At 73.9% G+C, this 22833-nt stretch carries 14 protein-coding genes; 10 read left to right on the forward strand and 4 right to left on the reverse strand.

Features of this window, described 5'->3' with window-relative positions; all coding sequences use genetic code 11:
- Positions 1-15 precede the first annotated feature (15 nt).
- From asnB to H1226_RS10965, 5 genes are read left to right on the forward strand one after another with little or no spacing between them, the layout of a single operon-like run.
- Complete coding sequence (gene asnB / locus H1226_RS10945) at positions 16-1857, forward strand: asparagine synthase (glutamine-hydrolyzing) (protein WP_258348891.1); 1842 nt, start codon at positions 16-18, stop codon at positions 1855-1857.
- A gap of 26 nt (positions 1858-1883) precedes the next feature.
- The gene (locus H1226_RS10950; protein WP_258348892.1) at positions 1884-3101 is read left to right on the forward strand and encodes a cytochrome P450 family protein; all 1218 of its coding nucleotides are present in this window, start codon (positions 1884-1886) and stop codon (positions 3099-3101) included.
- 22 nt (positions 3102-3123) lie between these two features.
- Positions 3124-4737, forward strand: a complete 1614-nt coding sequence (locus H1226_RS10955) for a (2,3-dihydroxybenzoyl)adenylate synthase (protein ID WP_258348893.1) — start codon at positions 3124-3126, stop codon at positions 4735-4737.
- Positions 4734-5906, forward strand: coding sequence for a cytochrome P450 (locus H1226_RS10960; RefSeq protein WP_258348894.1), 1173 nt, complete (start codon positions 4734-4736; stop codon positions 5904-5906). The genes H1226_RS10955 and H1226_RS10960 overlap by 4 nt, the downstream gene beginning before the upstream one ends.
- A 17-nt stretch (positions 5907-5923) precedes the next feature.
- On the forward strand, positions 5924-12418 hold the full coding sequence (locus H1226_RS10965; RefSeq protein ID WP_258348895.1) for a non-ribosomal peptide synthetase: 6495 nt from the start codon (positions 5924-5926) through the stop codon (positions 12416-12418).
- Between the two features lie 161 nt (positions 12419-12579).
- Here H1226_RS10965 and H1226_RS10970 read toward each other — a convergent pair whose 3' ends face one another.
- Positions 12580-13725, reverse strand: coding sequence for a threonine synthase (locus H1226_RS10970; protein WP_258348896.1), 1146 nt, complete (start codon positions 13723-13725; stop codon positions 12580-12582).
- A 2-nt stretch (positions 13726-13727) separates the two neighbouring features.
- Positions 13728-14345, reverse strand: coding sequence for a helix-turn-helix transcriptional regulator (locus tag H1226_RS10975; RefSeq protein ID WP_258348897.1), 618 nt, complete (start codon positions 14343-14345; stop codon positions 13728-13730).
- A gap of 146 nt (positions 14346-14491) precedes the next feature.
- On the opposite strand from H1226_RS10975, the gene H1226_RS10980 reads away from it, so the two are divergent.
- The 5 genes from H1226_RS10980 to H1226_RS11000 all read left to right on the forward strand — a co-directional run bounded on the left by H1226_RS10980 (position 14492) and on the right by H1226_RS11000 (position 20686).
- The gene (locus H1226_RS10980) at positions 14492-15478 is read left to right on the forward strand and encodes an asparaginase (protein WP_258348898.1); all 987 of its coding nucleotides are present in this window, start codon (positions 14492-14494) and stop codon (positions 15476-15478) included.
- A 166-nt stretch (positions 15479-15644) separates the two neighbouring features.
- Entirely contained in the window at positions 15645-16325 is a 681-nt protein-coding gene (locus tag H1226_RS10985) for a Crp/Fnr family transcriptional regulator (protein ID WP_258348899.1), read from the forward strand.
- Positions 16326-16425: 100 nt separating this feature from the next.
- Positions 16426-17328 (forward strand): hypothetical protein, encoded by a 903-nt coding sequence (locus tag H1226_RS10990; RefSeq protein WP_258348900.1) that lies wholly within the window; start codon positions 16426-16428, stop codon positions 17326-17328.
- A 218-nt stretch (positions 17329-17546) separates the two neighbouring features.
- Entirely contained in the window at positions 17547-19370 is a 1824-nt protein-coding gene (locus H1226_RS10995) for a hypothetical protein (RefSeq protein WP_258348901.1), read from the forward strand.
- 8 nt (positions 19371-19378) lie between these two features.
- The gene (locus H1226_RS11000) at positions 19379-20686 is read left to right on the forward strand and encodes a hypothetical protein (protein WP_258348902.1); all 1308 of its coding nucleotides are present in this window, start codon (positions 19379-19381) and stop codon (positions 20684-20686) included.
- Between the two features lie 95 nt (positions 20687-20781).
- Here H1226_RS11000 and H1226_RS11005 read toward each other — a convergent pair whose 3' ends face one another.
- Positions 20782-21339 (reverse strand): snapalysin family zinc-dependent metalloprotease, encoded by a 558-nt coding sequence (locus H1226_RS11005; RefSeq protein ID WP_258348903.1) that lies wholly within the window; start codon positions 21337-21339, stop codon positions 20782-20784.
- Positions 21340-21520: 181 nt separating this feature from the next.
- Positions 21521-22735: a molybdopterin molybdotransferase MoeA gene (locus H1226_RS11010; RefSeq protein ID WP_258348904.1), complete on the reverse strand. Its 1215-nt coding sequence runs from the start codon at positions 22733-22735 to the stop codon at positions 21521-21523.
- Positions 22736-22833 lie beyond the last annotated feature (98 nt).

The following is a 22833-nucleotide window of genomic DNA, read 5'->3' on the forward strand; positions in this document are numbered from 1 at the left end:
CGAAAGGAAGAACCCATGTGCGGCATCACCGGCTGGGTGGCGTTCGACGACGACCTGCGGGCCCACCGCGACGTCGTGGAGGCCATGACCCGCACCCTCGCCGACCGCGGACCCGATGACGGCGACGTGTGGCTGGACCGCCCGGTCGCCCTCGGCCACCGCAGGCTCGCCGTCATCGACCTGCCCGGCGGCCGCCAGCCGATGCGGGTGGAGACCGCGAGCGGGCCGGTGGTGCTGGTGTACTCCGGCGAGACCTACGACTTCACCGAGCTGCGCGAGGAGCTGGAAGGCCGCGGCCACCGCTTCGCCACCGCCTCCGACACCGAGGTGGTGCTGCGCGGCTACCTGGAGTGGGGCGAGTCCGTCGCCGAACGGCTCAACGGCATGTACGCCTTCGCCATCTGGGACGGCAGGCACGAGCGGCTGGTGCTGGTGCGCGACCGGATGGGCGTGAAACCGCTGTACTACCACCGCACCCGCGACGGAGTGCTGTTCGGCTCCGAACCGAAGGCGGTGCTGGCGAACCCGGCGTTCCCGCGCCGCGTCGACACCGGCTGCCTGCGCGAGCTCGTCGGGTTCACCAAGGCCCCCGGCTGGTCGCTGTGGAAGGACCTGCACGAGGTCGAACCGGGCACGGTGCTCACCGTCGACCGGGACGGGATGCGGGAACGCACCTACTGGCGGCTGGAGACCGCGCCGCACACCGACGACGCGGAGACCACGGTCGCCCGGGTCCGCGAGCTGCTCGGCGACGTGGTGCCCCGCCAGCTGGTGTCGGACGTGCCGCAGTGCGTGCTGCTGTCCGGCGGCCTCGACTCCAGCGCCATCACCGCGCTCGCCGCCCGGCACCTGGCCGGGCAGGGGCGGGCGGTGCGCTCCTACTCGGTGGACTTCGCCGGCTACGAGGAGAACTTCCGGCCCGACGAGTTCCGCGAGACCCCGGATTCGCCGTTCATCCGCGACGTCAGCGCGCACGTCGGCTCCCGGCACCGGGACGTGGTGCTGGACTCGAAGCTGCTCGGCACGCCCGAGCTGCGGCGGGCGGTGGTGGCGGCGCGGGACATGCCGATCGGGCTCGGCGACATCGACAGCTCGATGTACCTGCTGTTCCAGGCGATCCGCGAGGAATCGACGGTCGCGCTCTCCGGCGAGTTCGCCGACGAGCTGTTCGGCGGCTACGTCTGGTTCCACCACCCGGCCGCGCGCGACGCCGACACCTTCCCGTGGCTGGCGTTCCAGAACACCTACACCGCCGACCGCACCGGGCCGCTGCGGCCGGAACTGCGGCGGGCGCTGGACATCGGCGGCTACGTCGCCGACCAGTACGCGGACGCCGTCGCCCGCGTCGAGCACCTCGACCACGAGGACGCCGCCGAACGCCGGATGCGCACCAGCAGCCACCTGCACATCACCCGCCTGGTGCGGGCGATGCTGGACCGCAAGGACCGGATGTCGATGGCCGTGGGCCTGGAGGTCCGCGTCCCGTTCGCCGACCACCGCCTCGTCGAGTACGTCTACAACGCGCCGTGGGCGCTGAAGACCCACGACGGCCGGGAGAAGGGCCTGCTGCGCGGCGCCGTCGCCGACCTGCTGCCGGAATCCGTGGTGCGGCGAGTGAAGAGCCCCTACCCGTCCACTCAGGACACCCGGTACGCGGAGGAGTTGCAGCGCCAGACCCGCGACGTGCTCGCCGAACGCGACCACGCCGTGTTCGAGGTCTTCGACCGGGACTGGCTGCGCGGCACCGCCGAACGCGATCCGGCCACCGTCACCGGGGAGGTCCGCACCGGACTCGAACGCGCCCTCGACTTCTACCACTGGGCCGACCTGTACCGGCCCGGACTGGAACTCGCATGACCACCACCGAAAGCGGGGGAACCGCCATGACCGACCTCCTGGAACCGCTCGTGCTGGACGAGGACTTCGTGCAGCGCTCGCACGAGGTGACCGCGCGGCTGCGCGAGACGACGCCGGTGCGGTTCGTCGTGCTGCCCGGAGGTTTCCCGGTGTGGCTGGTCACCGGCCACGCCGAGGCCCGCGCCGCGATGACCGATCCGCGGCTGAGCAGCCACCACGTCTACGACCGGCTGGAGCGGATGCGGTTGGCCGCGGCCGGCGCCGGGGAGGACGCGGAGAGCCTGTTCGCCCCGGAGCTCGCGCAGAACCTGCTCAACCTGGACCCGCCGGACCACACCCGGCTGCGCAAGCTCGTCTCCGCGGTGTTCACCACCCGCTCGGTCGCCCCGCTGCGCCCCCGCATCGAGGAGATCACCGACGAGCTGCTGGACGCGATGGCCGCCGCGGGCGAGGCGGAACTGCTCGCCGACTACGCCTACCCGCTGCCGATCCGGGTGATCTGCGAGCTGCTCGGCATCCCGTTCGCCGACCGGGACCGGTTCACCGACTGGTCCCGCACCATGGTCGCCGCGACCACCCCGGAGGAGGTCGGGGCCGCGTCCAAGCTGATGGCCGGCTACCTCGGCGACCTCGTGGCGGCCAAGCGGGCCGACCCCGGCGAGGACCTGCTGTCGCGGCTGGTGCACGTGAGCGAGGACGGCGACCGGCTGTCCCGGGACGAGCTGATCTCCACCGCCGTCGTGCTGCTGACCGGCGGTTTCGAGACCACGGTGAACCTGATCAGCAGCGGGATGCTGGCGCTGCTGCGCCACCCGGACCAGCTGGCGCTGCTGCGCTCCCGGCCGGACCTGCTCGGCGGGGCGGTGGAGGAGTTCCTGCGGTACGAGACGCCGAACAACCTGTCCTCGCCGCGCTACGCCACCGAACCGGTCGAGCTGGGCGGGGTGGAGATCCCCGCCGGGCACTTCGTGATGGCCTCCTGGTTGTCGGCGAACCGCGAACCCCGCTTCGCCGACCCGGACCGGCTCGACATCACCCGCAAGCCGGGCGGTCACCTGGCCTTCGGCCACGGCATCCACTACTGCCTCGGGGCGCCGCTGGCCCGGCTGGAGGGCGAGATCGCCTTCGGCCGGTTGCTGGCGCGCTTCACCGACGTCGAGCTCGCCGTGCCGGAGGAGGAGCTGCGCTGGCGGTTCAGCACCGCCATGCACGGCCTGGAAACCCTGCCGCTGCGGCTGCGCTGACCCCCTGGAGGAACGAGACATCATGGCTCCGCTCGAAGGAACCACCGGCTGGCCCGCCGACTTGGCCGCCCGCTACCGCGAAGCCGGGTACTGGGCCGGGCGCACGCTCGGCGGCCTGCTGCGCGACTCGGCGCGGCGCGCACCGGAGCGCACCGCGCTCGTGGACGGCGACCGCCGATGGGACTACCGGGAGCTCGACGACGCCGCCGACCGGGTCGCCGCCGGGCTCCGCGCGCACGGCATCGCGCCGGGCGACCGCGTCCTGGTGCACCTGCCGAACGTCGCCGAGTTCGCGGCGCTGCTGTTCGGCTGCGCCCGCGCCGGTGCGGTGCCGGTGCTCGCGCTGCCGCCGCACCGGGAGACCGAACTGGTGCACCTGGCCGAGCTCGCCGGTGCCGTCGCCTACGCGATCCCCGCCGAGCACGGCGGGTTCGACCACCTCCCGCTCGCCGAGGCCGTCACCGCGGGCGCCCCGTCGGTGCGGCACGTGTTCGTCGTCGGCGGCGATCCGGGCCGGTTCACCCCGTTCGACGCGCTCACCGCCGCCGAACCCGGGGATCGCGCCGATGACGCCGCGCCGGAGGACGTCGCGGTGCTGCTGCTGTCCGGCGGCACCACGGGACTGCCGAAGCTGATCCCGCGCACCCACGACGACTACGCCTACAACGCCCTTGCCAGCGCCGAGGTCTCCGGGCTGGACGCGGCATCGGTGTACCTGGCGGCGCTGCCCGCGGCGCACAACTTCGCGCTCGCCTGCCCCGGTCTGCTGGGCGCGTTCGCGGTCGGTGCGACGGTCGTGCTCAGCCCCGGCGGTGACCCGGAGACCGCGTTCCCGCTGATCGAGCGGGAACGGGTCACGGTGGTCGCGCTGGTGCCGCCGCTGGTGCTGGTGTGGCTGGACGCCGCCGAGCTGTTCCGGCCGGACCTGTCCAGCCTGCGGTTGCTGCAGGCCGGTGGGTCGCGGCTCAAGGACGATCCCGCCCGCCGGGTGCGGTCGGTGCTGGGCTGCGCGTTGCAACAGGTGTACGGGATGGCCGAGGGCCTGCTCAACTTCACCCGCCTCGACGACCCGGACGAGCTGGTCATCGGCACCCAGGGCCGGCCGCTGTCCGCCGATGACGAGGTGCTGGTGTGCGACCAGGACGGCGACCCGGTTCCCGACGGCCAGGTCGGCGAGCTGCTGGTCCGCGGCCCGTACACGTTGCGCGGCTACTTCCGCGCCGAGGCGCACGACGAGCGCTCGTTCACCGCCGACGGCTTCTTCCGCACCGGCGACCTGGTGCGGCGGCTGCCGACCGGGCACCTCGTCGTGGAGGGCCGCAGCAAGGAGGTGATCAACCGCGGCGGCGACAAGATCCCCGTCGAAGAGGTGGAGAACCACCTGCTGTCCCACCCGGCGGTGCACGACGTGGCGCTCGTCGGCTTCCCCGACGAGGCGATGGGGGAGCGCAGCTGCGCGTTCGTGCTCGCCGCGGGCGAACCGCCGAACCGGCGCGACCTGGTGGAGCACCTGCGGCGGCTCGGCGTCGCCGCGTTCAAGCTGCCGGACCGGGTGCGGGTGCTGGAGTCCTTCCCGCGCACCGGCCTCGGCAAGGTCGACCGGCGGGCGCTGGCGGAAGGGCTGGTGCGGCCGTGACCGTGGAGACCTACCCGTTCAACGCGGCGGAAGGGCTCGACCTCGCCCCCGCCTACCGGCGTGCCCAGCGCACGCCGGGACCGGTCCGCGTGCAGCTGCCGTTCGGCGAACCCGCCTGGCTGGTGACCCGCCACGACGAGGCCCGGTTCGTGTTCGCCGACCCGCGCTTCAGCCGGGCGATGGCGCAGGAGCGGGATTCGCCGCGCACCACCCCGCACAACCCGGTCGGCATCGTGACGATGGATCCGCCGGAGCACACCCGGGTGCGCACCCTCGTCGCGAAGGCGTTCACCGCGCGCCGCGCCGAACGGCTGCGCCCGTGGATCCGGGAGCTGCTGCACGAGCGCATCGACGCGATGGCGGCGCCCGCCGACCTCGTGGCCGAGCTGGCGCTGCCGGTGCCGATCGCCGTCATCTGCGAACTGCTCGGCGTCCCGGCGCGGGACCGGGACCGCTTCCAGGGGTGGAGCGAGGCGGTGCTGTCCACCAACGGGCTGCCGCCGGAGCAGATCGTCGAACGCACCGGGGCGCTGCGGACCTACGTGGCCGAGCTGATCGCGGCCCGCCGCGACCGGCCCGCCGACGACCTGATGTCGGGGCTCGTCGAAGCGCGCGACGAGCAGGACCGGCTCTCCGACCTGGAGCTGGAGCAGCTGTGCATCGCGCTGCTCGTCGGCGGCTACGAGACCACCGCCTCGCAGCTGGCCAATTTCGCGCACCTGTTGCTCCAGCGGCCCGGCGGCCTCGTCGAGCTGGCCGACGGCCCGGACCGGGACCGCCGCGCCGCCGCCTGGGTGGAGGAGCTGCTGCGCTACGTGCCGATGGCCGCCGCCGCGGCGATGCCGCGCTACGCCCGCGAGGACGTGGCCGTCGGCGGGCAGGTGGTGCGCGCCGGCGAGCCGGTGCTGGTGGCGATCGGTGCCGCCGACCGCGATCCCGGGCGCTACCCGGACCCCGACGTGCTCGACCCGGACCGCGATTCCCGCGGGCACCTGGCGTTCGGGCACGGCGTGCACCACTGCGTCGGCGCCGCGCTGGCGCGGATCGAACTGCAGGAGAGCGTGCTGGCGCTGGCGGAGCGGCTGCCCCGGCTCCGCCCGGCGGGCGAGGTGCGCTGGAAGACCGGGCTGTTCTTCCGCGGCCCGCAGACGTTGCCGGTGACCTGGTGAGGAAAGGGGCCACGACCGTGCCCGCACACGACCCGACCGACCTCGCGGCGTTCCGCGCCGAAGTGGCGGAACTGCTGGACCTGCCCGCCGACGGGATCTCCGACGCGGAGAACCTGATCGCCCTCGGCCTGGACTCGATCGCGATGATGCAGCTGGCCGCGGGACTGCGCCGCCGCGGGCGCGCCGTCTCGTTCGGCGACCTGGCGGCCGAACCGACCTTGGCGGCCTGGGGAGCGCTGCTCGGCGGTGGCGCCGCAGCGTCCGAAGTGGACTCGACGGAGGCCGGGGCTGCACCCGTCGAGTCCGATGTCGACGAAGGGACGCCGTTCCCGCTCGCGCTGATGCAGCACGCCTACTGGGTCGGCAGGCGCCCCGGCCAGCGCCTCGGCGGCGTCGCGGCGCACTTCTACGACGAGTTCGACGGCCGCGGCGTCGACCCGCACCGGCTGGAGGACGCGGTGCGCGCTGTGCTGCGCAGACACGGCATGCTGCGGGTGCGGATCCTCGACGACGGCACCCAGCGGATCCTGCCGGCCAGCCCGTGGCCCGGGCTCACCACGCACGACCTGCGCGGTCTGTCCACGTCGGACGCCGAAGCCGAGCTGGAGCTGATCCGCGCCGAACTCTCGCACCGCAGGCTCGACATCACCGCGGGCGAGGTGTTCGACGTGCGGTTGTCGCTGCTGCCCGGCGGGCGCACCCGGGTGCACGTCAACCTCGACATGATCGCCGCCGACGCGCTGAGCCTCCGGGTGCTGCTCGCCGACCTCGCCCGCCACTACCTCGGCGAGGACGAGCCGGAACCGCTGGCGTACGGCTACCCGCGCTACCTCGCCGACCGCGCCGCCCGCCGCAGCGCCGCCGACGCGGCCGCCGACCGCGAGCACTGGCGGACCCGGCTGCCGGAACTGCCCGGCCAGCCCGAACTGCCCGCCGCGGGCGACTCCGCCGACGACGCCACCGTCGTCGTGCGACGGCACCGGCTGCTCGGCCCCGACGAGGTGGCCCGCTGGGAGACCGCGGCCCGCGGGCACGGGTTGACGCCCGCGATGGCGCTCGCCGCCGTGTTCGCCGAAACCCTCACCGCGTGGAGCGCGCAACCCCGCTTCCTGCTGAACCTGCCGCTGTTCGACCGGGAACCGCTGCACCCCGACGTGGCCGGGCTCGTCGGCGACTTCACCTCCTCGGTGCTGCTGGAGTGGGACGGCGCCGCGCCCGGCACGTTCGCCGAGCGGGCCGGGCGGGTGCAGGAGCGGTTCCACGCCGACGCCGCGCACGCCGGGCACTCCGGCGTCGAAGTGCTCCGCGACCTGTCCCGCGCCCGCGGCGAGCAGCAGCTCGCGCCCGTCGTCTACACCAGCGCGCTCGGGCTCGGGCCGCTGTTCCCCGACGCGGTGCGCCGCGCGTTCGGCGAGGCGTCCTGGATCATCTCGCAGGGGCCGCAGGTGTGGCTGGACGCGCAGGTCACCGAACTGGACGGCGGCCTGCTGGTGAACTGGGACGCCCGCGAGCACGCGTTCGCGCCCGGCGTGCTCGACGCGATGTTCACCGCCTACTCGGACCTGCTGGACCGGCTGCTCGCCGACGACGCGGCCTGGACCGCCCCGCCGCCGCGGCTCGCGCCGGACGCGCAGCTCACCGCCCGCGCGCCGGGCGGCGACGCGCCGGAACCCCGGTGCCTGCACACCGGTTTCTTCCGCCACGCCCACGAGGATCCGGGCGCGATCGCGCTGCGCTGGGGCCGCGGCGGGGAGCTGAGCTACGGCGACCTGGCCGGGCGGGCGCTCACCCTCGCGGGCGCGCTGCGCGCCCGCGGCGCCGGGCCGGGCGAACTGGTCGCGATCTCGTTGCCGAAGGGGCCGGAGCAGGTCGTCGCCGCGCTCGGCGTCCTGGCCACCGGCGCCGCCTACCTGCCGCTGCCGGTGGACCACCCGCCCGCGCGCCGGGAGCGGGTGCTCGCCTCCGCCGGAGCCCGGATCGTGGTCGACGCGGACTTCCCGGTGCACGGCGCGGCGCCGCTGCCCGCACCCGCCGCGACCACGCCGCGGGACCTGGCCTACGTGCTCTACACCTCCGGTTCCACAGGGGAACCGAAGGGCGTGGAGATCACCCACGCGGCCGCGATGAACACCATCGGCGACCTGGTGGAGCGCTTCGGCCTCGACGAGCGGGACCGCACCCTCGCGGTGAGCCGCTTCGAGTTCGACCTCTCCGTGTTCGACGTCTTCGCCCCGTTGAGCGTCGGTGGTGCCGTGGTGTGCGTCGAGCAGGACGCGCAGCGCGACGCGACGAGCTGGCTGGACTCGGTGCACCGCCACGGCGTCACGGTGCTCAACTGCGTGCCGACGCTGCTGGACATGCTGCTCACCGCCTGCGACGAGCGGCCGCTGCCGCTGCGCGCGGTGCTGCTCGGCGGGGATCGGGTCGGCACCGACCTGCCCGGCCGGCTCGCCGCCCGGGCACCCGGTTGCCGCTTCGCCGGTCTCGGCGGCACCACCGAGACCGCCATCCACTCCACCGTCCAGGAGGTCGTCGGCGACGCGGTCCCGGCGAGTTGGAGCTGCGTCCCGTACGGCGAGCCGCTGCGCGGCGTCAGCTGCCGGGTCGTCGACGCGCTCGGCCGGGACTGCCCCGACCAGGTGCCCGGGGAGCTGTGGATCGGCGGCGCGGGAGTCGCCCGCGGCTACCGGAACGACCCGGAGCGGACCGCCGACCGGTTCGTCGAGCACGCCGGGGTCCGCTGGTACCGCACCGGCGACCGCGCCCGCTACCTGCCGGACGGCGGCATCGAGTTCCTCGGCCGCGCCGACCACCAGGTCAAGATCCGCGGCCACCGCGTCGAACTCGGCGAGGTCGAGGCGGCGCTGGCCGCGGCGGAGGGCGTGACCGGTGCGGTCGCGGTGCTCACCGGCGGCAGGCTCGGCGCCGCGGTCACCGGCGCGGCCGACCCGGAGCGGGTGCGGGCCGCGCTCGCCGAACGGCTGCCCGCGCACCTGCGGCCCGACCTGCTCGTGGTGCTGCCCGCGTTCCCGCTCACCACCAACGGCAAGCTGGACCGCGCCGCGGTCGCCACCGCCGTCACCGAGCAGGACACCGCGGTACCGGAGCGGATCAGCCCGCCGCGCGGCGCCGTGGAGCCGGCCGTGGCCGCGGCCTGGCGCGACGTGCTCGACGTCGCGGAGGTCGGCCGCGAGCAGGACTTCTTCGCGCTGGGCGGGGATTCGCTGCTGGCGACCAGGGTGGTGGCGCGGCTGCGCGCCGACGGGTTCGCCGGTGCCGGGCTCGGGGCGCTGTTCGAGAGCCCGGTGCTGGCCGATTTCGCCGCGGTGGTGGGGGAATCCGCTGCTGATGTGCCGGGTTCCGCCGCCGCGTCGAGCGGATCCGTCGCGCCCGCCGTGCGCACCGACCCCGCGGCCCGCTTCGAACCGTTCCCGCCCACCGACGTGCAGCTGGCGTACTGGCTGGGCCGCGCGGACGGCTTCACCCTCGGCGGCGTCGGCTGCCACTTCTACCGCGAGTACGACGTCCCCGACCTGGACGTCGCGCGGCTGGAGGAGGCCGCGAACCGGCTCATCGCCCGGCACGAGATGCTGCGCGCCGTCTTCGACGAGCGCGGCGAGCAGCGGGTGCTGCCGTCGGTCGGCCGGTTCCGGATCGCGGTCACCGACGCCGGGGACGATCCGGAGCGGGCGTTCGCCGAACTCCGCGACACCTGGTCGCACCACGTCTTCGACTCCGCGCACTGGCCGCTGTTCGGCATCGCCGCCTGCCGCGCCGGGGACCGCACCCGGCTGGCGATCGGGATGGACAACCTGGTGCTGGACGCGTTGAGCATCCTGCACTTCTACGCGGAGCTCGCCGCGCTGTACGCGGACCTCGACGCGGCGCTGCCGCCGGTCGGCCTGTCGTTCCGGGACTACGTGCTCGGCGCCGAACCGGATGCGGCCGAGCTCACCGCGGCCCGCGAGCACTGGGCGCGCGCCGTCCCGGAGCTGCCGCCCGCACCGGAGCTCCCGCTGGCGGTGGACCCGGCGCGGGTCGTGCGGCCCCGGTTCACCCGGCGCGCGGCGACGATCGACGCCGCGGACTGGGCGGTGCTCGCCGCGCGCTCCGCCGAGCACGGGGTCACCCCGTCGGCGGTGCTGCTCACCGCGTTCGCCGAAGTGCTCGGGCAGTGGAGCGCCCGGCCCGACCTGACGCTGAACCTCACCCTGTTCGACCGCCGCGAAGTGCACCCCGACGTGCAGCGGGTGTTCGGCGACTTCACCTCGCTGCTGCTGGTCGCCTGCCGGCCGGAGGCCGCGGACAGCTGGCTGGACCGCACCCGGCGGGTGCAGGGCGAGCTGTGGCAGGCGCTGGACCACCGCAGCGTGTCGGCGGTGCAGGTGCTGCGCGAACTCGCGAAGCGCACCGGCGCCGCCGAGGTCACGATGCCGGTGGTGTTCACCAGCGCGCTCGGTGTGTCGGCGGGCACCGAACCCGGCGATCCGTTCGGCCGGCAGGTCTGGGGCATCACCCAGACCCCGCAGGTGTGGCTGGACCACCAGGTGGTCGAGCGCAGCACCCCCGGCGGCACCTGCGTGGACCTGAACTGGGACGCGGTGGAGGAGCTGTTCCCGGCGGACGTCCTGGACGAGATGTTCGCCGCTTACCTGCGGCTGCTCGCGCACCTGGTGCGGCGGCCGTGGCGGGAGCGGGTCCCGGAACTGCTGCCCGCGGCGCAGCGCGCCGCGCGGGAACGGGTCAACGACACCGCGGCGCCGGAGCGGGAGCCGCTGCTGCACGCGCCGTTCTTCCGCCGCGCCACCGAGGATCCGGCCGCGGTGGCCGTGCTCGGCGACGAGGGCGAGCTGGCCAGGGGCGCGTTGGCGGAGCGCGCGCTGCGGATCGCCGCGCTGCTGCGCGACCGCGGCGTCCAACCCGGTGCGGCGGTGGCGATCTCGCTGCCCAAGAGCGTCGATCAGATCGCCGCGGCGCTGGGCGTGCTCGCCGCGGGCGCGCACTACGTGCCGATCGGCGTGGACCAGCCCGCGGTGCGCCGCGACCGCATCCTCGGTTCCGCGGGCGTGGCGCTCGCGATCGTCGAGGACGGGGTGGACCTCCCGGTGCCCACCGCCACCGTCGCCGAAGCCGCGGCCCGCCCGGTCGCGGAACCGGTGGCGGTGGACCCGGAATCGCTCGCGTACGTCATCTTCACCTCCGGATCCACCGGGGAACCGAAGGGCGTGGAGATCACCCACCGGGCGGCGGCGAACACCGTCGAGGACGTGGTGCGGCGCTTCGGGATCGGTTCGCGGGACCGGGTGCTGGCGGTGTCGGCGCTGGAGTTCGACCTGTCGGTGTTCGACCTGTTCGGGCTGCTCGGCGCCGGGGGAGCGGTGGTGTCGATCGCCGAGGACGAGCGCCGCGCGCCCCGGCGGTGGGCGGAATCGGCGGCTCGGCACGGGGTGACGGTGTGGAACTCGGTGCCGATGCTGCTGGACGTGCTGCTCGACGCGGTCGACGGCGGTGCTCCGGCGCCCGCCGCGCTGCGGCTCGCGCTGCTGTCCGGGGACTGGGTGGGGCTCGACCTGCCGGACCGGCTGCGCGCCGCGGTGCCGGGCGCGGACCTGGTCGCGCTCGGCGGTGCCACCGAGGCCGCCATCTGGTCGAACGCCTTCGAAGTGTCCGGAGTGGACCCGGAGTGGCGGTCGATCCCGTACGGTTTCCCGTTGCGCAACCAGCGGTTCCGCGTCGTCGACGAGCTCGGCCGGGACCGGCCGGAGTGGGTGCCGGGCGAGCTGTGGATCGGCGGCACCGGGGTCGCGCGCGGCTACCGGGGCTCCCCGGAGCTCACCGCCGCGAAGTTCCTCGACGACGGCGAGCACCGCTGGTACCGCACCGGCGACCTCGGCCGCTACCGGCCCGGCGGGCTGCTGGAGTTCCTGGGGCGCCGCGACGACCAGGTGAAGGTGCGCGGCCACCGGGTGGAGCTCGGCGAGGTCGAATCCGTGGTGGCCGAGCACCCGGCCGCCTCTCGAGCGCTGGCGGCGACGGCGGGCGGCGGCTCCTCGCGGCGCGTCGTCGTGGGGGTGCTGCCCGGCGAGGTGGTACCGGACCCGGCCGAGATCCGGGCCTGGTGCGCGGACCGGCTGCCGGTGCACATGCTGCCGGACCAGGTGCTGCTGCTCGACGAGGTCCCGACGACCGCGAACGGCAAGCTCGACCGGGCCCGGATCGCCGAGCTGGCGGCGGCCGACGACGGCGTCGCCGAGCCCCCGGCGGGCCCGGTGGAGCAGGCGGTGGCCGCGGCGTGGAGCGAACTGCTGCGCACCCCGGTGACCAGCAGGGACGCCAACTTCTTCGGTCTCGGCGGGGACAGCGTGCAGGCGATCCGGTTCATCGAGCTGGCCCGCCGCGAGCTGGACGTGGAGCTGGAGCTGGCGCAGCTGTTCATCACCCCCACCGTCCGATCGCTCGCCGAGCACGTGGCGGAACTCGGCACCGAGGAGGTCGTGGAAGGAGCCATCTGACCGCCGCTGAGTTGCGCAGCACCGGGGTGGCGGAAGCTCGGCGGTTTGCTCGCTGCCGGCTTTCCCGGTGCGGCCGCGATTCCGACTTAGCACGGCGACATCGCCGTCCTCGCGGGGGAACCGCTGAGGACCCGCGGGTGGTCCGGTTGCGCCGGTGGCCGTCAGCCGCTGCGGGGCTCGTCGTCCAGCAGCCGGGACATCGCGGCGCTCGCCTTGAGGCCGGAACCCGTCAGCACCGCGACGACGGTGTCGTCCGGGCCGAGCAGCCCGTCCCGGGCGAAGCGCGCGATGGCCGGTACCACCTGGGCGCTGGTCGGCTCGGCGTACAGGCCGGTCCCGGCGAGTTCGAGGGTCGCCGGGCGCAGTTCCCGCTCCGGCACGGCGGTGGCCGCTCCGCCGCTGTCCCGGAGCGCGCGCAGCACCTCCCGGTCGCGGACCGGGCGGGCGATGGCGGTGCCCTCGGCGATCGTGCCCGGCCAGTCGGCGTCCTCGACGTGATCCGCCCCGGCGGCGAAGGCGCGCACCAGCGGGCTGCACCGCTCGGGCTGCGCGACCAGCAAGCGCGGCACCCGGTCGATCTGCCCCGCGCGCCGCAGTTCGGCGAACCCCGCGGCGCAACCCAGCACCAGGCTGCCCGAGCCGGCGGGGACGACGACCGCGGTGGGCGCGCGGAACCCGAGATCTTCCCAGATCTCGTAGGCGATCAGCTTGATGCCGTCCAAAAACGCGGGATGCCAGTTGTGGCCGGCGTAGCACCGCCGCGCAGAACGGCGCACCGCCTCGTCCGCGGTGCGCTGCCTGCCGCCGGGGACCAGGTCGACGGTGGCACCGTGGACGCGGCTCTGCAGCACCTTGTCCGGTGACGTGGAGTCCGGGGCGAGGATCCGCGCGTCGATGCCCGCCGCCGCGCAGTAGGCGGCGACCGAGGAACCGCCGTTCCCGCTGGAGTCCGCCAGCACCGCGCGCACGCCCTGCGCCCGCACCGTGCTGATCAGGACCGAGACGCCGCGGTCCTTGAAGCTGGCCGTCGGGTTGCTCGCCTCGACCTTCACCGCGACGTCCAGCCCCGCGAAGCGCCGCGGCAGCAGCGGAGTCCGCCCCTCGCCGAGGCTGACCGGTGCGAGGTGCGGTTGCGCGAGCGCGGCCGCGTAGCGCCACTGCGAGCCGACGCCGGTGTCGACCTGCTCCCGCCCGATGCCCGGCAGCGGCGCCACCAGCAGCGGGGACCCGTCGGCACCGCGCCAGCGCGGTTCGTCGATCCGGTAGCGGCGCCCGGAGCGGTCGACCAGGTGCGGTTCGTCGCCCACCGTCACCTCGCGTAGTTGTAGACGGTCGCCCGGGACACCCCGAGCAGGTCGGCGATGGTCCGCGCGGCGTCGTGCGAGGCGAAGTGGCCGTCCGCGCGCAGCCGCCGCACCAGCTCCCGCTTCGCCTCCCTGGGCAGCGCCCGCGGCGTGGCCGCGCGCTCCGCCGCGGCGCGTTCGACGGTCCGGCGCAGGGCGTCGCGATCCCGCGCGTGCGCCTGCGGTTCCGGGGATTCCCCGGCGTCCGTGGCGACCAGGTTGGACAGCGCCAGCGCCACCGGCGAGAGCACCGAGACGTCCAGGTCCACCCGCAGCGCGGCGATCCGGCGGCCCGCGGCGTTCTCGATGCCGATCGAGGTGCTCTTCGCCGGACGCCCGTCGGGGAACCGGCTCGGCCGGTTCTGCAGCACGCCCGGCTGACCGGGGTCGCTGAGCCGCGCGAGTTCCGCGGCGGGGCCGCCGACCTCGCGCCCGGGCGACCCGTTCTCGACCACCCGGGCCGGGTGCGACGGATCGCGCAGGTCGTGCAGCACGACCTCGCACAGCCCGGGGAACATCCTGCCCAGCGCGGTGGCGATCCGCCCCGCCTCGCGGAGCAGGTGTTCGTCGGAGTCGTCGCCCACGGTCCCCTCCGGTGTCGCCGTGCCGGAACCCTGGCACGGTTGGACGGCGTTGTCCAGAATTGGACCGCACGTCCACGGCTGGATTACCGTCCGGGACGGCCGCGGCACGAGGACGCGGTCCCACCGCGGCGAGGAGGACGTCCCGAATGAACGTGCTGTTCCTGTACACCGGCGGCACGATCGGCATGGTCGGCACCCCGCGCGGCCTCGAACCGGGCGGCGACGTCGAAGCGGAGATCGCGTCGCTGCTGCGGGACCGGCCGGACCTCACCACCGGGTTCGCCCGCTTCGAGCACCTGATCGACTCGTCCGACGCCACCCCGGAAGACTGGCAGCGGATCGTCGACCGGCTCCGCGCGCACCGCGACGAGCACGACGCGTTCGTGGTGCTGCACGGCACCGACACCCTCGCGCACTCCGCGGCCGCCGCCTCCTACGCGCTGGCCGGGTTCGGGAAACCCGTCGTGTTCACCGGGGCCCAGGTGCCCTTCGGCATGCCGGGTTCGGACGCGCCGGACAACGTGCGCGGCGCGGTGGAAGCGGTGGCCGACGCCGCGATCGGGCGCGCGGTGTTCTTCGACGGCGAGCTCATCGCGGGCACCCGCGCGACGAAGAGCTCCGCGCTGGACCGGCACGGCTTCACCAGCCCGCACCCGGCGCCCGCGGCCGAACGCCCGGCGCCCGACCTCGGCGTCCCGCTCGCCCCCTACCGGCGCCACGACATCGCCGTGGTCACCGCGGTGCCCGGCATGACCGCCGAGCGGTTCCGGCACCTGACCAGCCCCGCGCCGGACGCGGTGCTCCTCCGCGGGTACGGGCTGGGAGTGGGCCCGAGCGGCGAGCCGGGCTTCACGCGGGTGATCGAGGACCTGAACTCCGGTGGCACGCCCGTGGTCGTGCTCAGCCAGTCGCAGCGGTCCCGGATCGACCTGGAGCGGTACGCGGCCGGGCGCGCCCTGCTCGACGCCGGGGCGATCGGCGCGGCCGACATGACCTTCGAAGCCGCCTACACCAAGCTCTGCTTCCTGCTCAGCCAGGACCTCCCCGCGGCCGACCTCCCCACCTGGCTCCACACCGACCTGGCCGGAGAACTCACGCTCCGGGCGGAGCCGGTGGCCACCGCGCTCGGGTGAGGAAACTCTTCGGGGACGCGGCGGAGGAGCGAGGTCGAGCCGGGCCGGCGCGCGGGTTCCGCGCTTCGCGCCGGGCTCACCTGTCGGGGCCAGCGCCTTGCTCCGTTCGGGCGTTGATCAACGAAACCGATCGCGTTCTCCCCGCACGGCCGGTACGGACTCTGCTGTGCACCACGATGCGAATCATCTTCCGGCGGGTTTCCGCGCGTTGCTGGGCGATCGGCGCTGGGCGGCCCTGGTCGGTTCCGGGGTACGGCGCAACCACCGCGCCGGGGAGTACCTGCTGCGCCAGAACGATCGGGGCGGGCACCTCTTCGCCTTGATCAGCGGGCGGGTCAAGGTCCTGGCGGGACTGGACGGCTCCCAGGTGTTGCTGTCGCTCCGCGGTGCCGGAGATCTGGTCGGGGAGATGGCGGCACGGGGGAATTCCCGCCGGATGGCTTCGGTGCAGGCCCTGGACGCGTGCACCTCGTGCGTGCTGAAGCGCGCCGAGTTCGACCGGTTCCTCCACGACCACGGGGCGCACGGCCTGCTCAGCGACTACCTGGTGGGAAAGCTGTCGGAAACGGTGCCCTACCAGGTCCAGCAGTTCCACTTCGGACCGTTGCAGCGAGTGGCCCGGTTGTGCTTCGAAGTCCATTCCCTGGCCGACGCGCGACAGCCGGACCGCGCGCGGATCCCCTTCTCGCAAGAAGCTCTCGCCCAGGCGTTGGGCATGGCGCGCAGCACCGTCGCCGAGCAGATCGCGGTGCTGCGTTCGTCCGGGGCGCTGGGGCCGGGACCGCGCCTCGTGGTCGACGACGAGCGCGCGCTGGCCGCGCAGGCGGGCGCAGTGCCGCCGTCCTAGTGGCGCACCTCACCGGTGGACTGTCCGCTGGCGGACAGTCCACCGCCACCGCGCGTCCGATCCTTGCGGTGATCGCACGAACGCAGTGAAGGGGCAACACGTGGAACCGCACCAGCAGCAACGGATCGCAGAACTGCCGCCGTACCGAGCACTCCTCGTGGTCGACATGAAGGACTTCAGCGGCGAGAAGGGAAGTGACCACGCCCGCATCACGGAGCAGATCCCGCTGATCCTCGAACAGACCTTCCGCCGGCGCGGGCTCGACGAGGTGTGGCGCTCCGCGCGTTTCCACGGGACCACCGGGGACGGCTACTTCGCGGGTTTCGACCCGCACCACCTCCCGACCCTGCTCGACCCGTTCCTGGCCGATCTCCAGGCGGAGCTCGAGTACCAGAACCGGGTGCGCCCGGGAGACCGGCCGATGCGGATGCGCGTGAGCTTGACCGTCGGGCCGATGACGGATTCCGGGCGGAACGCGATCAGCGACGGCAGCGGGAACACCCGGATCGAAGCACACCGCATCCTCGACGACCGGTCCGTCCGGGACCTCCTGACCAGGTCCAACGCGACGACGTGCGTAGCCGCGATCGTCTCGGGCCGAGTGCACGACGACGTGGTCGAGCCCGGCTACACCGGGGAGGACCCCGGTCTGTACGTGCCGGTGGAGGTCGAGGTGAAGACCTACCGCGGGCAGGCCTACCTGCGGGTGCCCAAGCCTTCCGGTGACCTGCTGCGCAACGGGTTCTCGGCGCCGCGGCCCCCGGAGGCGGACGGCGCGGACGAGAAGCCCCGTGGCAGCGTTGAAGGAGGGGCCGGCCCGACCTACACCGGGATCGCACAGGCGCACGGGGCGGTCGGCCACGTCGTCGTCGGACCTGACGCCCGGGTGAACACCGGCTCGGGCCACCAGATCAACGATGCGCGCAACGAAGGCGACGGTGTCGCCGTGTTCGGCACCAGCAACGATGGGGTGCAGCACCGGGTCGACAAGGGAGACCGGTGAGCGTCGACGAGCAGCGCGGGGCGCCGGGCTACGTCGGGGTGGACCAGCTCGACGGGAACGTCGAGACGGTCGTCGCGGGCTCCCGTCCGCAGGTGAACTCGGGCTCCGGCTTCCAGATCGGCGGCGACGTCGGCGTCGTGCTCATCTCGGAGTCGCAGGGCCGGGAGCGCCGGAAGCGCGCACGACCGCTGAGCCACTCGGCGTGGCGGCGGGAGTACTTGAGCAAGCGCTTCGTCCCACCGCGGAAGTTCGAAGCGGCCCAGGACGCGCTCGCGCGGAACGGCACCGTCTTCATCAGCGGCGCGGACGGCAGCGGCAGGCAGAGCACCGCCGAGATGCTGCTGTGGCTCCGCTTTCCGGACAACGAAGTCGGATTCCGGCGTCTCACCTTCGACAACGAGGAGGACGTCGACGAGCGTCCGCTGGACGCGGAGTCGGTCCAGCGGGGAGAACGGCTGCTGCTCGACCTGTCCGCCGAAACGGGGGAGAACGTCGAGCCGTTGCGGCGCGATCTGGACACCTTCCGCGCGGCGGTCGAACGCGAGGGCGCCGCACTGGTCGTCGTCCTCCCGGTGGATTTCGAGCAGCTGCTCGGGGACGAGGCCACCAACCCCAGGGTCGTGATCGAGCGACCGGACGGATCAGCGGTGATCCGGAGTCATCTCCTCGCGGAGAACATCCCGGAGAGCGTGCACGAGCTCGACGCGCTCGGCGAAAGCCGGGCGAGTGAACCGATGCGCGGGCTGGAACGGCTCGTGGCTCGAATCGTGCAGGCCGAGGAGCGGAATCCGGAAGCGGGTTTCGCGCAGTGGGCGAAGTCGGCGACGGAGACGGTCGCCGAATACGTGTCCAAGGTCGCCGGACAGGTCAAGAACTACTCGCTCGGACAGCGGACCACGCTGCTGGCCGCGTCGATGGTGGAGGGCGCACATCCCGACTCCGCGCACGTCGCCCGACACGCCTTGCAGACGGGATTGGGTTACCCGCAGGACGACGGTTTCGTGCTCGAACGTACCGGTCTCGCTGACGCGCTGAAGAACATCGCGGCCGGAGTCGAGAACGGACGAGCGATCAAATTCGAATCACCCCGTTACGCCGAGGCGGTGCGCGAGTACTTCTGGAGCAATTTCCCGGAGTTGCGCGAACATTTCCGGGACTGGGTCGGTATCTGCCTGGCGATGGATGAGCTCACGGACGCCGACCAGGACCGGATGGTGGCGCGGTTCGCCGTGCAGGCGTGCCGGACCGGTCGGACGCTCGATCTATGGGTGTTGGCAGAACGGTGGACGGCGGGCGGGGGAAGGGGAACTCACCATCGGTCCGCCGTGAGGTGGGCGGCGAGCGCGTTGGGGTACGGCCTCCAAGACGACAGCTCGCTCGGGGGCGCGAGCGAACTCCGCCGCAAGATCTACGAAGCCGCGAGCAGAGGCGAGCCCTCCGAGGACCTCGCTCGGGTGCTCGTCCTGGTCTGCGCGAACGTCATGGCCGAGGAACACCCGGAGCAAGCGCTGGTCAGGCTGCGGTTGCTCGCCGGGCACCCGACGCCTGACGTGGCGGAGACGGCTCGCAGCGCGGTGCGCGACCTGACGAGCAGCGACCGCCTGTACCGCAGGTTCCTGTGGCGGATGGTGGCCTGGCTCGAGAATCCGCGACCCGCCGACCCGGGGCTGTTCCTCCTGCTGGCGCGTGCGGGCCGGGTGAGCGGGCGCGGGCCGGGTTCGCGGGTCCTGCTGCACAGCAAGGTCATTCGGCAACAGCTCGCCGCCTGCTGGTACCGCGTCCTGCCGCTGGACGAGTCGGTCTGGCGATCGAGCGTCCGCGACTGGCTCGATGCCGCGGGCACGGCTCCCCACGGTGACCTCTTCCTCGACGTCCTGGTCGACGCGGCGCGAGGCCGGCTCTCGGTACTGGCGCGGCTGCACGTGGTCGCCCGGGATTGGGCCCACCAGCACGGGAACGAACAAGGAGCTCGCGATCGGGAGGTGGCGCGACGGCTCGCCGTCCGTCTCGACCGAGCTCAGGAACATCGGCTCTACAGCTAGGGAAGAACATGTTGAACGACAACCAGAAGCTCGGGCTCCGCGTGGTCTCGGTGCTCGTCGCGGCGTTGTGGGTGGTGCTGGGCCTGGTCGGTGGCTGGCCGCTGTGGGTGTGGTTGCTGCTCGCGGCCGCGTCCCTCGCGGCACCAGCGCTGTTCGGGATGGTGCTCACCGAGTCGGTGCTGCGCCGCGGTACGCGCACTCGGGTGCCACCGGAGGACTTCCGGACCGAACCGCCGCCCGCGCCCCGGCCACCCGAACCGCCGCAACCGCAATCCTTCCCGGTGACGGACGTGGTGCTGAGCAGTGCGCGGCCCGACTACCGGTTCCTGTTCTCGTGCACGGTCCGGTGGCTGCCGTGCGGCAGCGCATCCGGCCTGCCGCACACCAAGCCCGGAGCTCTCGCCGCCGGTGCCATCCTCGACGAGGTGACGAGGATGGCCGCCGAGGTCCGCCCGGAGGACGCGAGTCGCGCGCAGTACCAGCTCATGGGCTCGCTCGGCGCACCGCGCGTTGATCGCACCGGTCGGGTGCAGGCGTGGGCGGACCAGGTCGTGCTGCGGTTGGCGGATGCGGACGCGGATCGCCTCAAGCGGTTGGCCGAGGTGCGCAAGGACGAAGAGGTCTGGGAGTACGAGCGCAGCTACGAGCGCAACGTCCGCTCCTACTTGGGTGGCGAAATCCTGACCAGCACGGGAAACGCGCTCGTGTGGTGGTTGGCGGGTCCGCGGACCGACGAGAAGAAGCGGGTGGACGAGGCCGTCGGACGGATCGCCGATCTGAGGCAGCTGACCCGGACCGCGAACGGGGAGGACGATGGTCCGGAGTCGGCGGATTTCGCCGGTTTCGACCACGAAGGGTTCGCCTTCGCCGCCGCCGAGATGGCCGGGCCGCCGTCGTCGATGCCCGCGATGATCTCCGCACCGGTCGCGCAGAACGGGAACGGCGCCACGGCGCAGGAAGACTGCGACCGCCCGCTGGGCGAGCGGGCGCTGGACTTCCTGAGCGAGCTGCCGGACTCGCCGGAAAGGGCGCTGCTCGCGCGCCAGGTCGCCGACCACCTGCGGGAGCAGGGCTTCGCCGACGAGGCAACGACGATCAGCAGGCGTTTCGACTCACCGGCGGGGGAGGGCGACTCCGGAGAACCGCACGAACCCGGCGGAACCGGCGAACCCGGAGGAGCGCCCCCGCTTTCGGACGAGGTGGTCGCGGAAGCCGAAGAGGATGTGGTGGTGGACGACGAACACGACGAGACGTCCCGCGGAGCAGCGACCGGGCCGGACGGCTCGGACCGGGCGGTGGCCGAGTCCGGTCGCTGAGAGCCGACGGAGCAGCGGCGCGAGCGTCGCCGGTGGGGCCCGGGCGGGTCACCGGCGACGGGCTCGCGCCGCTCACCTCGTGGCGGGGTCCGCCGTCACCGGCCGGCGAGGGCGGGGGCCTCGGTGTAGGTGCGGGGTTCGATCGACGCCCCCTGCTCGAAGTTGGCCTCGACCTCGGCCTTCTCCTCGGCGTTGGGCAGGGTGCTCTTGCAGTCGGTGCCCGCGCTGTGCCCGGACATCAGGTCCTCGCAGATACCGGTGCGGTCGTCCGGCAGCCCGAGGATGTGGCCGAGCTCGTGGGTGGCGATGCGCGGGACGAAGTGGCCTTCGTCCACGGCCTGGCGCCCCATCCACACGGTGCCGACGCCGAGCGACTCGACCTGGGCGCGCGGCCAGTCGTCGTCGGCGAGGACGGTGAGGTCGGCCTGCCCGTCGGTGGCCTTCTCGAACTTGACGTTGCTGACCTGGTCGTTCCACGTCGCGGTGGCCTCGTCGATGGCCTCCTGGAACTCCGCGGCTCGGCTGGCGTCGTAGGTGACGACGTGCGGCTCGGCGGCCGCACCGGTGTCCGCTCCGGCAACCGGTGCGCCCGCCACCAGCAACAACGCGGTGGCCGCACCGGAGAGTGCGGCGGTCAACGAGTACCTCGCCATGTCGGCTCCTCCTGATCGGCAGGTGTCACGCACGACGGAGGCTAAGCGCGCGCCGCGCCCCGATTCGGACAGTGGCGCCTAACCGCCAGCCCGGGGCCGCGTTCGGGTGCCGGGCCGGCCCGCACGGCCGATCCGCCACGAATTTCCCATTTCCGAAGCGGTTTCGGTGCGCACAGCGGTGTCACGCCCGGGAATGCGGGAGGGCGATGACCCGCACCGCGTCCCCGGTGCGGAGGCCGCCCGGGGGGACGGCGGCGAAACCGTCGGCCAGCGCCAGGCCGCGCAGCATCGCGGGACCGCCGAAGGGCAGCGGTGCCGCGGCACCGGACCGCAGCTCCACCGGCACCAGGCTGGTGTTGCGCGGATGCCCGCGCAGATCGGCGGCGGCCGTGGCCTGCTGGAACTCGGCCTCGGCCCGCCCGCCGAGGGCGTCGAGCAGCGGCGCGGCCAGCGTGACGGTCCCGGCGACGGCGGCCAGCGGGTTCCCGGGCAGGCCGACGAGGTGCCGGACCCGGCCGTCGGCGGCGCGGGGGAGTTCGGCCAGCAGCATGGGGTGCCCGGGACGCACGGCCACGGAATCCACCAGCAGCCGGGCGCCGAGCTCGGCGAGCGTGGCGTGGAGGAAGTCGACGGGACCGGCGGCGGTGCTGCCTGTGGTGATCACGACGTCGGCGGCCGAGTCGCGCAGCGCCTCGTGCAGCGGCTCGGCGGCGTCCGGGATGCGGCGCCGCCCGATCACCTCGGCGCCGCCGCGCAGCCAGGGCGCGAGCATGGGGCTCAGCGCGTCCCGCACCCGGCCGCCGCGGGGCGATCCGGAGTCGAGCAGTTCATCGCCGAGGACCAGCAGTTCCACCGTCGGCGCGCGGTGCACGACGAGCCGGTCGTACCCGGCGGCCGCGGCCAGCCCCAGCACCGCGGGCGTCACGGTGGTGCCCGCGGGCAGCAGCGGTTCGCCGACCTGGCATTCCTGCCCGCGCTTGCGGACGTCGCGCCCCGGCTCGGGCAGCGTCGCGGTCCGGTCGACGAGCAGGCCGGTGGCGCTCTCGACGCGGCCGTGCTCGCGGCGCAGCACCGCGGCCCGCCCGGGCGGCAGCTGCGCGCCGGTGGCGATGCCGACCGCGACCCCGTCGGCCAGCGGCTCGGGCTCGGTACCGGCGAGCGCCTGCCCGGCGCGCAGCCGCCACGGCCCGGGACCGGCTACGGCCCACCCGTCCATCGCGGAGCTGTCGAACGGCGGCAGGTCGGTCAACGCGGTCAGCGGTTCGGCGAGGGCGTGGCCCAGCGCGTCGTGGAGTTCGCGGTGCAGGCGCGGCAGCGGACGACCGGCGTCGCGGGCGCGGGCGCGGGCGCGGGCGCGGGCCCAGGGGACGTCGGTCGCGTCGTCGTGCTCCGGCATCGTCCTCGGCTGCTCCTGGTCGGTGGCGCGGGCGGCGCCGCGTGTCCGGGACCAGGGTTCGCCGGAACGCCCCGCCGGTCCAAGCGGAGTTGCCGAAC

The sequence above is a fragment of the Saccharopolyspora gregorii genome, assembly GCF_024734405.1.
GTDB classification, from domain to species: domain Bacteria; phylum Actinomycetota; class Actinomycetes; order Mycobacteriales; family Pseudonocardiaceae; genus Saccharopolyspora_C; species Saccharopolyspora_C gregorii.

Excerpts from the sequence above, each read along its gene's own strand:
- asnB (WP_258348891.1), top strand. The coding sequence starts at position 16 with ATGTGCGGCATCACCGGCTGGGTGGCGTTCGACGACGACCTGCGGGCC.
- H1226_RS10950 (WP_258348892.1), top strand. The coding sequence starts at position 1,884 with ATGACCGACCTCCTGGAACCGCTCGTGCTGGACGAGGACTTCGTGCAG.
- H1226_RS10955 (WP_258348893.1), top strand. The coding sequence starts at position 3,124 with ATGGCTCCGCTCGAAGGAACCACCGGCTGGCCCGCCGACTTGGCCGCC.
- H1226_RS10980 (WP_258348898.1), top strand. The coding sequence starts at position 14,492 with ATGAACGTGCTGTTCCTGTACACCGGCGGCACGATCGGCATGGTCGGC.
- H1226_RS11000 (WP_258348902.1), top strand. The coding sequence starts at position 19,379 with ATGTTGAACGACAACCAGAAGCTCGGGCTCCGCGTGGTCTCGGTGCTC.
- H1226_RS11005 (WP_258348903.1), bottom strand. The coding sequence starts at position 21,339 with ATGGCGAGGTACTCGTTGACCGCCGCACTCTCCGGTGCGGCCACCGCG.
- H1226_RS11010 (WP_258348904.1), bottom strand. The coding sequence starts at position 22,735 with ATGCCGGAGCACGACGACGCGACCGACGTCCCCTGGGCCCGCGCCCGC.